Source organism: Paraburkholderia sp., from assembly GCF_034668105.1.
GTDB lineage: Bacteria > Pseudomonadota > Gammaproteobacteria > Burkholderiales > Burkholderiaceae > Paraburkholderia.
This window is the reverse complement of sequence record NZ_JAXDPY010000447.1, coordinates 1-12,980: the sequence shown is the minus strand read 5'-3', so window position 1 is coordinate 12,980 and position 12,980 is coordinate 1. Positions and strand designations below refer to the sequence as shown.

Sequence of the window (12,980 nt, the reverse complement as noted above, 5' to 3'; positions counted from 1 at the left end):
CCGCGGCAAAGAAAGATAAGCAAAGAAAGCCGCTCACCCCGCTAGCTCATAAGCGGGTCCCCCGCACAGCCACGGTAGTGGTGCATCTGGAATCTGTGCCCTCGCACATTCCGCGCTCGTGACACAGCAGTCATACTTCCGGCGGCGCTGCGCGCGCCGATGCGCGAAACTGAAAATTCATGCCCGAACCCTGGTTGAACTGGTGCGATAGTACCGCCACCTGGCAGATCGACATCACGCCGCCACTCGCCCTCTGCAACAGACGCGCAACGACCAGCGTCGGCACACTCTGCGCAAGTCCACAGATCGACGACGTCACGCCGAACAGCGCAATCCCGATGACAAAGATCCGCCGGCGCCCATATCGGTCCGCCAGCGTGCCCGTCGCCATCAGTACAGTCGTCACGGCGAGCCTGTAGGCGTTCATGATCCATTGCATACCCTTGAAGTCGCCGTGCAGAAGCCGTTCAAGCGTAGGCAAGATCATCGAATCTGGCCTTGAAAACATGCTCGGCAATCGATGCGCTGGTGGCCGAGATTCCCGCCATGCTCAGGGCGCCCACCGTGGACGCCCCGCCCGGCGCATAGTGCCTAGAACTGCATCGTCGCGCTAGCCACGGCCGTGCGGGTCGGCGAAGGCGAGACGAAGGAGCCCCACGCCGTGGTCCAGTAGCGGCGGTTGAACATGTTGTTGATCCCCGCGCGCAAGGTCACGTCCTTGCCGGCGATCTTCGTCTCGTAGCGGCCGCTCAGGTCGAAGGTGGTGTAGGCCGGCACGAACTGTGAGTTGGCCGCGTCCACCGCCTGGTTGCCGACATATTTGCCGCCGAACGCCAGCGTCAGCGGACGCAGATACGACGGGTTGTATTCAATACGGCCCGTGAACGTGAAGCGCGGTGCGCCATAAATACGCTTGCCTTCGACGTTCGGATCGTCGATATCGACAGCCTTCGTATCGAGCCACATCATGCCGCCCATCACGCGCCATTCGTTCGTCAACGCGAGCCAGCCGCTCGCGTCGATGCCGGTGAAACGCTGGGTGCCGTCCTGCACGAATATGTTCGCCGTGTTCGTGTAGTTGTAGCCGCGATCCACGCGGAACAGTGCGAGGTTGGCACCCCACGTGGCGTGATCCGTCTTGAAGCCGAGTTCGTACTGCTTGCTGCGCAACGGCCCGTATGTCTGCGGGTAATTGAGGTTGGTGTTGCCGGCGGAGCCGCCTTGTTCGAGCGACTCGACATAGCTCGCATAGACCGTCGAATACGGATCGGTCTTGAACATCAGCGCGAAAGTCGGCGTGACCGGATTCGCGCTGTATTGCGATGTCTCGGCGCTCGACGGGGCGTACTGATACTGGCGGAATTGCGTGTAACGCACACCGAGCAACGCCGACAGGCGCGACGTCAATTGCACGGTATCGCTCGCGTACAACGCGGCCTGCGTGATGCGTTGCTGACGATAGAGATCCTCGCCGATGCTGACTTCGTCGTTGGTCAGCAAGGTGCTGCTGTACAGATTGCCGTTGCCGAGGAAATAGCCGTCGTTCCAACCCGTGCTGTTGCTGTACTCGGCGGTTTGCGACTGGTACGCCGCGCCGACTACAACATCATGTTTGATGCTGCCGGTGTTGAACGTGCCCTGCACCATCGCGTCGACGTTCTGATAGAAGTAACGCGTCATCGCCGCATAGAGCGTGTTCGCATAGTTGCCCGCGTTGTCCTGAACGAAAAGGAAGCTGTCCGAGTTCGTACGGTTTTCCTTGGCAAAGCGGTATTTCACGCTCGCATGCCAGTTCTCGGAGAGGCGGTAATCGAGACCCGTGCCGAACGAGGCCATCTCGGTCTGATAGTAATTTTGCGGCTGCGTCAGCGCATGGGTGACCTTGCTCGCGTCGGGAATGCCGACATCGGTGCCGAAGCCTATGCCGAACAGCGTGCCGTTGGTTTTGCGCTTCTGATAAAAGGCGTCGACCGTCCAGGTCAAATCCGGCGTGATGCGGAAGTCCAGTGCGAGCGAGGCGACCTGGCGGCGAATGTGGCCGTTCTGTTCGGCCGTGTTGCCGTCTTCGTCGACGAGGTTCAGGCGATAGCCGAAGCGGTTGTCGTTGCCGAAGCGGCCGCCCAGATCGACCGCCTCGCTGAACACGCCAGCCGATCGGTAGCCAACCGAAATGCTGCGGTACGGATCATCGGTCGGCCGTTTCAGTACGAAGTTGACGATGCCGCCCGGCGAGCCGAAGCCGTACATGAAGCCGGACAAACCCTTCAGCAATTCCACCTGCTCGAACGGTTCGAGCGGCAGGTCGGTGTCCCAGGACGGGAACGTCTGGCCGTCCACCTTGATGCTGTTCAGCGTGTCGATCGGCATGCCGCGCACCTGGAACATCGAGTTTTCGGCGAGCGCGTTGTCGCTGCTGATCGATACGGCCGGGTCGTACTTGAACAGGTCGTTGGACGTTGTCGCGAACAGGTCCTTGCCTTCCTCGCTCGTCACGGTGTGGGTCGAAAACGGCGTGTCCACCGCTTTGCGGGTGCCCAGCGCGCCGGCGCCGACGGTGTCGGCCGGCGCCACGGTGGTCTCTTTCGCGGCCGACACGCTGACGGCCGGCAGGGTGGCCGACGCGTCGCTCGCCACGGCCTGCGCCCATCCGGACGACGACAACGTCGACAACGATAGACCAACGCTCACGAAGAGCCCGGCGCTGAATAGCGACGGCGTGCGTCGCAGGCCGCGCGCAAATAGAGGGCGCGCCGGCCGCTCTGCTACATAGAGTTTCTGCATATTGTTCGAATTAGACGTGGCGCCGCCGCGCACCAGAAGTGTGCGGAGATGGCGTCGGTGGTCGAGCGAGAGTGACTAGACGGACGGTTCTGACGTGTTCAACCCGCGAACCTTACGGATGATAATGCATCTGATTCGCATTAACAATCTTTCGGGAATCTCAAGTCATCTATAAGACACCTGTCTTAAGGACTAGGGTAATTGGCTGGAAGCCTTGTCGGGCGGGGCTTCACCCCGTCGAGGGCAGCGCGGCGATATGTTTGTTTAGCAGCGAGTAGCGGAAAACGCGCATATACTCACGGTCGGGCCGTAAAAGTAGTGCCGCGGGTCGCGCTGCGGTTTTTGTTGCTTTGTCGCAACTCTCGCGGCGACTCGCGGGCTCAGCGCCACGAACGCTCTGTCTACCACCTCACCTAGCAAAGCACCAAACATGTCCACACCGCCGAAGATCATCTACACCCTGACTGACGAAGCGCCGGCTCTGGCGACTTACTCGCTGCTGCCGATCGTCAAGGCGTTCACGCGCTCGTCCGACGTGATCGTTGAAACACGCGATATCTCGCTTGCCGGCCGGATCATTGCTGCATTTCCGGACTACCTGACCGCGGAACAGAAGGGTTCCGACGATCTGGCGGAACTGGGTGGACTCACCACGCGTCCGGAAGCGAACATCATCAAGCTGCCGAACATCAGCGCTTCGGTGCCGCAACTGAAGGCCGCGATCACCGAGCTGCGCGATCAGGGCTACAAGCTGCCGCCGTATCCGGACGTCGCCAGCACCGAGACGGAAAAAGACGTCAAGGCTCGCTACGACAAGATCAAAGGCAGTGCCGTGAACCCGGTGCTGCGCGAAGGCAATTCGGATCGTCGCGCGCCGCTGTCGGTCAAGAACTACGCACGCAAGCACCCGCACAAGATGGGCGCATGGAGCGCGGAGTCGAAGTCGCACGTGGCGCACATGAGCGGCGGCGATTTCTACGGCAGCGAAAAATCGGCGCTGATCGCAGCGGCCGGTGCGGTCAAGATCGAGCTGACGGCCGCTGACGGCACGAAGACGGTCCTGAAAGAAAAGACGGCTGTGCAAGCGGGCGAGATCATCGACGCTTCGGTGCTGAACAAGAACGCGCTGCGCAGCTTCATCGAAGCGGAAATCGCCGACGCGAAGGCGAAGGGCGTGCTGTTCTCGGTGCACCTGAAAGCCACCATGATGAAGGTGTCGGATCCGATCATCTTCGGTCACGTGGTGTCGGTGTTCTACAAAGACGTGCTGACCAAGCATGCTGACGCGCTGGCGCAAGCCGGCTTCAATCCGAACAACGGTATCGGCGACCTGTATGCGCGCCTGAAGGACCTGCCGGAAGCCACGCGCGAAGCGATCGAGGCCGACATCAAGGCCCAGTACGCGCAGCGCCCGCAACTGGCCATGGTCAACTCGGACAAGGGCATCACCAGCCTGCACGTGCCGAGCGACGTGATCGTCGACGCGTCCATGCCGGCCATGATTCGCGAGTCGGGCAAGATGTGGGGCGCGGACGGCGCACTGCATGACGCCAAGGCGGTGATTCCGGACCGTTGCTACGCCGACGTCTATCAGGCTGTGATCGAAGACTGCAAGAAGAACGGCGCGTTCGACCCGGTCACGATGGGCACCGTGCCGAACGTCGGCCTGATGGCCCAAGCCGCTGAAGAATACGGTTCACACGACAAGACGTTCCAGATCCCGGCGAACGGTGTGGTCCGCGTGACCGACGCAGCCGGCACGGTGCTGATCGAGCAGGCGGTTGAAGCGGGCGATATCTGGCGCATGTGCCAGACCAAGGACGCGCCGGTCCAGGATTGGGTCAAGCTCGCGGTGAACCGCGCACGCGCTACGAACACGCCGGCCATTTTCTGGCTGGATGCGGCTCGCGCGCACGACGCCCAGATCATCAAGAAGGTCGAGCACTACCTGAAGGACCACGACACCAGCGGTCTGGACATTCGCGTCATGACGCCGGTTGAAGCGACGAAGTTCTCGATCGGGCGCATCCGCGCCGGCAAGGACACGATCTCGGTCACCGGCAACGTGCTGCGCGACTACCTGACCGACCTGTTCCCGATCATGGAATTGGGCACCAGCGCGAAGATGCTGTCGATCGTTCCGCTGATGGCCGGTGGCGGCATGTTCGAAACCGGCGCTGGCGGTTCGGCACCGAAGCACGTTCAGCAACTGGTTGAAGAAGGTTTCCTGCGTTGGGATTCGCTCGGCGAATTCCTGGCGTTGGCGGCTTCCCTCGAACACCTGAGCGGCGCGTATCACAATCCGAAGGCGCAAGTTCTGGCCAAGACGCTGGATCAGGCAACCGGCAAGTTCCTCGACAACGACAAGTCGCCGGCACGCAAGATTGGCGGTATCGACAACCGCGGCAGCCACTTCTACCTGGCCATGTACTGGGCCGAAGCACTCGCCGCGCAAACCGAAGACGCTGCGTTGCAGGCGCAGTTCGCCGGCGTGGCGAAGGCAATGGCCGACAACGAAGCGAAGATCATCGAAGAGTTGGCGGCAGCGCAAGGCAAGCCGGTGGATATCGGCGGTTACTACCGTCCGAACGTCGACCTGACGAGCAAGGCCATGCGCCCGAGCGCCACGCTGAACAAGATCGTGGACGCGGTCGCGTGATTTGCCGGATGCGGTGCTGAACGCGGTTCTGAATGAAGCCCTCAGGTTGCTATTCAAGGTACCGAAGCAGGCACTGAAGTAAGCAGTAAGCAAGACAATGGCGCTCTTATGGAGCGCCATTGTCGTTTCTACTCGCACGTAAGTGGCAGTCATGCCGCCATCACACGTGAACGATTTCCCAATCGCTGAGTTTTTCTGGAATCTCGAGCGTCGACGTGTCGACTTCGGACAGGTGCGGGCAGGTCAAGCCGCGCGCAACTTCGTCGGCGGCTTGTTGCGGGCTGGCAAATTCTCCCAGCGTTTCGTTGCCGTAGGTCGCCTCCCAACCATCCTGGCCCGGCATGATATAGAACGCTCCCTGGGTCGAACCAAAGCGAAAGCCTTTCATTTTTAGTCTCCCAATTACCAATCAAAAAAACCGCTGTGCCGCGGCGGCTTCATGCAGGGAGCGGGAGACATACGGCAACTGCGTTTTCGTCCCGTCTATTTCGCTGCACCACATGAAGCGTCGGCTCTTGTAAAAGAGTCTACGTCAGCAAGTGGTGGTGCAAGGGGCCGTTAGATGGGTCGTTATATCAAAAAATATCGTTTAAAAATAATGACTTATCAGTTTCATTTTGCGATGTGCAACGTGGGGCACCATTGCGAAATGGCGGATTTGTGCCACGCACCACGATTTTTTACGAAGCAACGGCGTATATCACATCGTGAAATTTTCGGGGTTTCGCTAAATAGGGGGGCGTGATGCACAGGTGGCGAAGCGAGCCTTCCGCGTGCGGAGGTCCTGTTCAGGAAAGCACTCGGTTCAGGAAATCGAGCATGACCCGGTTGAATTGCTCTGGCCTTTGCAGCGGCGCGAAGTGGCTCACGCCAGGCAGAAGAATCAGCTTCGCGCTGGGAATACTGCGAGCGAGATAGTCGGCGTGTTCCGGCTTGATGAATTCGTCGTGCTCGCTTTGCACGATCGCAACCGGCACGCGAATCTGGCCGAGATCGTGCGCCGAGTAGTTGGGCTGCGTTTTCATCATTTCGCTGACCGCGCCGACGAAGGCGTCGAAGTCGCCGGGCGTCGCCGAGAGGAGTGCGTAGTCCTGGGCATGCCGGCTGAAGCAGCAGTCGATGACCGGCGTCGGCACGAATTCCTTTGTGCCGCTCGGGTCCATGTTGCAGCCGAAGAAGAACACACCGGCCACGCGCTCGGGGGTCTGGCTGGCGAGTATCAGCGCGACGCAGGCGCCATCGCTCCAGCCGACCATCGCGGCTCGATGGAGCGCCAGCGTGTCCATGACGGCCAGCACATCCGAGGCCATCAACTCGTACCTGTAGGGGCGTGCGTCGCGGGTGCTGCGGCCATGGCCGCGGCTGTCGATTACGACGACGCGATGTCCGGTGCCGATCAGCGCCGGGACCTGGTAGCCCCAGTTGCCGCTGTGTCCCAGGCCGCCATGCAGTAGGATTACCGGCGTGCCGGTGCCGTATGACGCGTACCAGATTCGCGCGCCTTCGTGGTCGACGTAGCCGTGTTTGGTTGAGGGGGGTAATGGGGCTGCGCCATGGGATTTGAAATGGGTGAGGTTGTCGTCGCGGAATTCCATCGTGGGTTCCCCGTTCGGGTCTGGCTCGCAGTGCGAGGATCTTTTAGGGTGCCAGTGGAGTGGGTGGGAAATCAAGGTTGGTACGGGTTTCAAAGAGAAGCGAGCCGAAGCGGTCCATCGCGCTGGATGCGCCGCCGCTCTCGCCCGTTGCTGCGGCGGGCGTTCGCGCCGAGGCCGAGGCTTTGGCATCGGCTCGTGCGTCGCGGCCGGCGTGCTTGGGCGGCGTCATGAGGTGCTCCTTGTTATGCGCGTTGCAAAACCCGGGTGAATAGCACTTCTTTCAGATTGACGACCGGCGCGGGATCGCGCTGTGCTTTCGCGAGCAGAAACACGCCTTGCATCGATGACACGATGAACGGAGCGAGTTGCTCGCAGTTCGTATCGGCGCGCAATTCGCGCGCAGGCACCGCCGCCTGTCAGCCGCCCGTTTTGCTCAACTCGTGCGCGCGTCGCAGTCTCTCGCGGCTGTTACTCAAATGCATCCGCATCGCGGCGCGCGCGTCGTCTGCGTCCTGACGTTCGATGGCCCGATAAATCATCTGATGCTCGCTGAGCACGTTGCGCAGGTGTTCGATATGGTCGAGCTCCGCGATCTCGGCGGAACCGAGCCGTGTACGCGGGCTCACCGCGCGGCCGAGCTGGCTGAGAACATCGAAGAAGTAGCGGTTGCCACTCGCGCGCGCGATCTGCAGATGAAACTCGATGTCGTGCGCCAGCGTGTCGGTGCTCCCCCGTTCGAGTTCGGATTCGAAACGCTCCAGCGCGCCACGAATCTGCCTGAGATTCTGCTCGGTGCGTCGCGCGGCGGCGAGCGCCGCCGAAGCTGCCTCGACGTCGATACGGAATTCGATGATCGCCATCACGTCCAGCATGCTGGACAGATCGGCGGCGGCCAGTTGCATGGACTGTTCCGTGGCCGGCTCGAGCACGAACGTGCCGATGCCATGACGCGTCTCGACCACCTTGGCGGCCTGCAGACGTGAGATGGCTTCGCGAACCACGGAGCGGCTCACCGAGAGCTGCTTCATCATCGCGACCTCGGTGGGGATGCGGTCGCCCGGCCGCAACGTGCCGCGGCGGATTTCATCGGAAAGGGTGGCCACCACCTTCTCAGTTAAGCTGCTCATTTCTGTGGCTTGTTGACTAATCGGCTGGAAATACGCAGGTCGCGCGTGCGAGTGACGTCATGCGAGGTCTCGACACGGGCATCATAGCGCCAGTCAGAATCGCGAGCGACCCGAAGGGCAAGATTCGATCCGGCGACACGACCTGTCCCGCGGAATCGAACCTCGCGCTTCCAGCGCGCCCGTCAAATCACTTGTTGACCAAACGCGCGGGCGTTACCAGCGCGAGAAGTCCACCCAGCACCATGAAACCCGCGAGCAGAAACATCCCGGCCGAGGTGCTGTGCGTGCGCGCCGTGAGCAGCCCGAACAGCGACGGCGAGAAGAGTCCCGCGAGATTGCCGAGCGAACTGATCATCGCGATACCGGCGGCAGCCGCTCCGCCGCTCAGCAGTGCGGTCGGCTGAGCCCACAGCAGCGGCGCCACGGCGAAGACGCACATCGACGCGGCGGTCATCGCGACGACCGTCATCGTGAGGTCGTTGCTCCACAGTGTGCTCAGAGCCAGCAGCGCGGCGCCGGCAAACGCGGGCACGGCGAGATGCCAGCGGCGTTCACGCCGCTTGTCCGAACTCATCGACAAGGCCACCATCGCGACCGCCGCGAACGCATACGGAATGGCGGTCAGGAGCCCGACGTTCAGCGCGCTGCCGTGGCCCGCGCGCTGCACGATGGTCGGCAGCCAGAAGCTGATGCCCATGTTGCCGGTGGCGAACGCGAACAGCATCAGGCTCATCAGCCACATACGGCCGCTCGTGAATACGCTGCGCGTGCTGGAGGTGGGCTTCTGCGCGTCCTCGCGCGCGATATTGGCGGCGATCACCTTCTTCTGTTCAGCGGAGAGCCAGCGCGCGTCGGCCACCCGGTCCGGCAACACAAACCAGATGACGACGCCGATCACAACCGCGGGCAGCGCCTCGAGGAAAAACAGCCATTGCCAGCCGTGCAGGCCCGACACTCCCGTGAAACGCTGCATGATCCAGCCCGACAGCGGACCGCCGACCAGCCCGGAAATGGGCAGCGCCGCCATGAACATCGCGACGATCCGCCCTCGGCGGTGCGCCGGGTACCAGTAGGTCAGATACAGGATGATGCCTGGAAAGAGGCCGCATTCGGCCATCCCGAGCAGCAGTCGCAGCGCGTAGAACGAGGCCGGTGTGCTCACGAACAGCATGCACATCGACACGAGGCCCCACGAAACCGCAATGCGCGCGATCCAGCGGCGCGCGCCGACCCGATGCATGATGAGATTGCTGGGTACTTCGAAAATGGCATAGGCGAGGTAGAAAATGCCCGCGCCGAAACCGTAGACGGCGTCGCTGAAACCCAGATCGGAAGCCATCTGCAACTTGGCAAGGCCGACGTTGATGCGGTCGAGATACGCAATGCAGAACGCGGTCAGCAGAATCGGCATGAGCCTGCGGGTGACCAGCGCGTAGAGGGTGTCTTCCTCGGCCGGGGCGGCTGTCGCTGTTTGAGGCTCGTTGGCGGGTGTCGTCGCCAGGGTCTTCATGGGTCTCCTCCGGGGTATCGATCAAGTCATCGGACGTCTTAGTTTCGAACTTGTTGATGCGGCGTCAGGGTCAGTATATTAGGGCTAATGGCGCGCCGTATAGCGCGTTGATGACAGGGTAAACACCGCATTGGAAGCGAGCACTCGATCAAGGTAGACTGTCATCAGACAACCTATCACGCGTTTCGGGATGTTCACCCGCCTGTTCGTATGCACCGCGTCGCATTCGATCCGGCCGCCCCGGTGGCTGAAACTGGAGACAACCTTGACATCTGTTCTCACCACGGCGAGCGACCCGCTCGAATCCGCCGTGTCGAAGGTCAAGCGGCACATACTGCCGCTCTTTCTGATCATGTTCATCGCGAACTACATCGACCGCGTGAACATCGGCTTCGTCAACTCCCACATGCAGACGGACCTCGGTATCGGCGCGGCCGCTTACGGTTTGGGCAGCGGCTTGTTCTTCGTCGGCTACGCGCTGTTCGAAGTGCCGTCGAATGTATTGATGCAGAAGTACGGCGCGCGCGCGTGGCTGACCCGCATCATGGGCACGTGGGGGCTGGTCGCGGCCGCCATGGCGTTTGTCTGGAACGACACCTCGTTCTATGTATTGCGCTTCCTGCTCGGTGTCGCCGAGGCCGGCTTCTTCCCGGGCGTGGTGTTTTACTTCACCCAATGGCTGCCGCAGAAAGAACGCGGCAAGGCCGTAGCGGTGTTTCTCGGGGGCTCGGCGCTCGCGTCGGTGCTGTCCGGTCCGATCACGGGCAGCCTGCTGTCCATTCGCGGCTTCGGTCTGCACGGCTGGCAATGGATGTTCCTGATCGAAGGCGCGTTTTCCATCGTGCTGTGCGGGGTCAGCTGGATGCTGCTGAAGTCGCGGATTCGCGATGCCTCGTGGTTGACGGCTGAAGAGCGGACGATTCTCGAAACGTCGATCGCGGCGGAGCAGGCGGAGCGCGAGGCGCACGGCGGCGCGCATCTGCCCGCCATGAAGCTGCTGAAAGACCCGCAGATTCTGCTGTTCTGCTTCCTCTATTTCGCGATTCAGCTGACCATTTACGCGGCCACTTTCTGGCTGCCGACGATCATCCGCAAAATGGGTGGCCTCTCGGACTTCGAGGTCGGCATGCTCAATGCGATCCCCTGGCTCATCGCCATGTTCGCGATGTACTGCTTCGCGATGCTGTCGGCGAAATGGCGTTTCCAGCAGGCGTGGCTGGCGGTGTCGCTCGTGATCGCGGCGGGGGGACTGTTCGCTTCGACGTCGGGCAATCCGGTGTTGTCGTTCGTCGCGATCTGCTTTTCGGCGATTGGCTTCAAGGCGGCGGCTTCGCTGTTCTGGCCGATTCCGCAAGGTTACCTGGATGCGCGCGTTGCTGCCGCGGTGATCGCGCTGATCAATTCGGTCGGCAACCTCGGTGGATTCTTCGCGCCGGCCGCGTTCGGTTATCTGCAGCAACACACCGGCTCGATTACCGGCGGACTATACGGCTTGGGCGTGGCTTCGCTGATCGCGGCAGCGGCCGGCTTCCTGACGCGCAATCGTCGCGTGAATCGCGACGCGCTGCCGGAGTCTTTGCAGCGCGAAGCCCACTGACGGGCGAAAATCGTCGACCATGAATTACGCATTTCCCACTTTCTGTCCGGCACGGGTCTCGAGCGAGTTTGTCCAACGCGCGGATTCCCACTTGCTGGCTCACTAACTCAACCGGCCTACTCTCATGTCCACCCACACATCCCAATCGAACGCGACGCCGATCGTCACCGAACTGCGCGTCGTACCCGTCGCCGGCCGTGACAGCATGCTGATGAATCTGAGCGGCGCGCACGGGCCGTTCTTCACGCGCAACATCGTGATTCTGCGCGACAGTGCCGGTCATACGGGCGTCGGCGAAGTGCCGGGCGGCGAGAGCATCCGCAAGACGATCGACGATGCGCGCCCGCTGGTTGTCGGTCAATCGATCGGCAATCTGCAAGCGATCCTGAACAAGGCGCGTACCCAGTTCGCCGACCGCGACGCCGGTGGGCGCGGCCTGCAGACTTTCGATCTGCGCACCACGATTCACGCGGTGACCGCGCTCGAAGCCGCGCTGCTCGATCTGCTCGGCCAGCATCTGGGCGTGCCGGTCGCGGCCCTGCTCGGCGAAGGCCAGCAGCGCGACGAAGTGGAGATGCTCGGCTACCTGTTCTATATCGGCGACCGCAACAAAACCGATCTGCCCTATGCCAGCGGCGCCGAAGGGCGCGACGACTGGGAACGCGTGCGTACGGAACAAGCAATGACGCCCGAGGCGGTGGTGCGACTCGCCGAAGCCGCGCAAGCGCGCTACGGGTTCAACGATTTCAAGCTCAAGGGCGGCGTGCTACCTGGCGATGCGGAAATCGAAGCGGTGACTGCGCTTGCGGAACGCTTCCCCAACGCCCGCGTCACGCTCGATCCGAACGGTGCGTGGTCGCTCGCGGAGGCGATTCGCCTGTGCCGCGACAAACACGACGTGCTGGCTTATGCGGAAGACCCGTGCGGTGCGGAGAACGGCTATTCGGGCCGCGAGGTGATGGCTGAATTCCGCCGCGCGACCGGCTTGCCGACGGCGACCAACATGATCGCCACCGACTGGCGTCAGATGGGTCACGCGATTCAATTGCAAGCCGTGGATATTCCGCTGGCCGATCCGCACTTCTGGACGATGCAGGGCTCGGTGCGCGTCGCGCAGATGTGCAACGAATGGGGTCTCACGTGGGGCTCGCACTCGAACAATCACTTCGACGTCTCGCTTGCGATGTTCACGCATGTCGCCGCCGCGGCGCCCGGCAAGATCACGGCGATCGACACGCACTGGATCTGGCAGGACGGTCAGCGTCTGACGCGCGACCCGCTGCAAATCGTCGGCGGCAAGGTCAAGGTGCCGCAGGCCGCGGGCCTCGGCATCGAGCTGGATATGGACGAGATCGAGAAGGCGCACGCGCTGTATCAGCAACATGGCCTCGGTGCGCGCGATGACGGCGTGGCCATGCAGTACCTGATTCCGAACTGGAAGTTCGATAACAAGCGTCCGTGTCTCGTACGCTAAGTCTCTAACGATACAGATGGCGGTCCATGCGGCCGCCCGCTTTTGCCCACTACTCACACACTTCACGCTACTGACGCTATGACCTCACCTCAAGAACTCAAGGCGATTGTTTCCGAAGGCCTGCTGTCGTTTCCCGTGACCGACTTCGACGCACAAGGCGATTTCCGCGCCGACACCTACGCCGAGCGCCTTGAATGGCTCGCGCCATACGGCGCCACCGCGCTGTTTGCCGCCGGC

10 protein-coding genes and 2 pseudogenes are annotated in these 12,980 nt (G+C 62.0%); 4 read left to right on the top strand and 8 right to left on the bottom strand.

The window, feature by feature from the left end; genetic code table 11:
• Positions 1 to 187 precede the first annotated feature (187 nt).
• Positions 188 to 487, bottom strand: a pseudogene (locus tag QOC89_RS20130) (MFS transporter); the annotation flags it as partial.
• A 104-nt stretch (positions 488 to 591) separates the two neighbouring features.
• Positions 592 to 2,781 carry a TonB-dependent siderophore receptor gene (locus tag QOC89_RS20125; RefSeq protein ID WP_323046630.1) on the bottom strand — a complete coding sequence of 730 codons (2,190 nt, stop codon included), beginning with the start codon at positions 2,779 to 2,781 and terminating at the stop codon, positions 592 to 594.
• Between the two features lie 430 nt (positions 2,782 to 3,211).
• Between QOC89_RS20125 and QOC89_RS20120 the strand changes: the two genes are divergently transcribed.
• Entirely contained in the window at positions 3,212 to 5,440 is a 2,229-nt protein-coding gene (locus QOC89_RS20120; protein WP_323046629.1) for an NADP-dependent isocitrate dehydrogenase, read from the top strand.
• 160 nt (positions 5,441 to 5,600) lie between these two features.
• Here QOC89_RS20120 and QOC89_RS20115 read toward each other — a convergent pair whose 3' ends face one another.
• The 6 genes from QOC89_RS20115 to QOC89_RS20090 form a co-directional block, all read right to left on the bottom strand.
• Positions 5,601 to 5,828: a hypothetical protein gene (locus tag QOC89_RS20115; RefSeq protein WP_323046628.1), complete on the bottom strand. Its 228-nt coding sequence runs from the start codon at positions 5,826 to 5,828 to the stop codon at positions 5,601 to 5,603.
• A 400-nt stretch (positions 5,829 to 6,228) separates the two neighbouring features.
• A complete protein-coding gene (locus QOC89_RS20110) occupies positions 6,229 to 7,035 on the bottom strand; it encodes an alpha/beta hydrolase (protein ID WP_323046627.1) in 807 nt (268 codons plus the stop codon).
• Between the two features lie 43 nt (positions 7,036 to 7,078).
• On the bottom strand, positions 7,079 to 7,264 hold the full coding sequence (locus tag QOC89_RS20105; RefSeq protein WP_323046626.1) for a hypothetical protein: 186 nt from the start codon (positions 7,262 to 7,264) through the stop codon (positions 7,079 to 7,081).
• A 13-nt stretch (positions 7,265 to 7,277) separates the two neighbouring features.
• Positions 7,278 to 7,442, bottom strand: coding sequence for a TetR family transcriptional regulator C-terminal domain-containing protein (locus tag QOC89_RS20100; RefSeq protein ID WP_323046625.1), 165 nt, complete (start codon positions 7,440 to 7,442; stop codon positions 7,278 to 7,280).
• A 9-nt stretch (positions 7,443 to 7,451) separates the two neighbouring features.
• Positions 7,452 to 8,162: a FadR/GntR family transcriptional regulator gene (locus QOC89_RS20095; protein ID WP_323046624.1), complete on the bottom strand. Its 711-nt coding sequence runs from the start codon at positions 8,160 to 8,162 to the stop codon at positions 7,452 to 7,454.
• Positions 8,163 to 8,349: 187 nt separating this feature from the next.
• Positions 8,350 to 9,672, bottom strand: coding sequence for an MFS transporter (locus QOC89_RS20090; RefSeq protein ID WP_323046623.1), 1,323 nt, complete (start codon positions 9,670 to 9,672; stop codon positions 8,350 to 8,352).
• A gap of 265 nt (positions 9,673 to 9,937) precedes the next feature.
• Between QOC89_RS20090 and QOC89_RS20085 the strand changes: the two genes are divergently transcribed.
• The 3 genes and pseudogenes from QOC89_RS20085 to QOC89_RS20075 all read left to right on the top strand — a co-directional run.
• On the top strand, positions 9,938 to 11,269 hold the full coding sequence (locus QOC89_RS20085; RefSeq protein ID WP_323046622.1) for an MFS transporter: 1,332 nt from the start codon (positions 9,938 to 9,940) through the stop codon (positions 11,267 to 11,269).
• Positions 11,270 to 11,393: 124 nt separating this feature from the next.
• Entirely contained in the window at positions 11,394 to 12,743 is a 1,350-nt protein-coding gene (gudD, locus tag QOC89_RS20080) for a glucarate dehydratase (RefSeq protein WP_323046621.1), read from the top strand.
• Between the two features lie 78 nt (positions 12,744 to 12,821).
• Positions 12,822 to 12,980: pseudogene (locus QOC89_RS20075) on the top strand (5-dehydro-4-deoxyglucarate dehydratase); the annotation flags it as partial.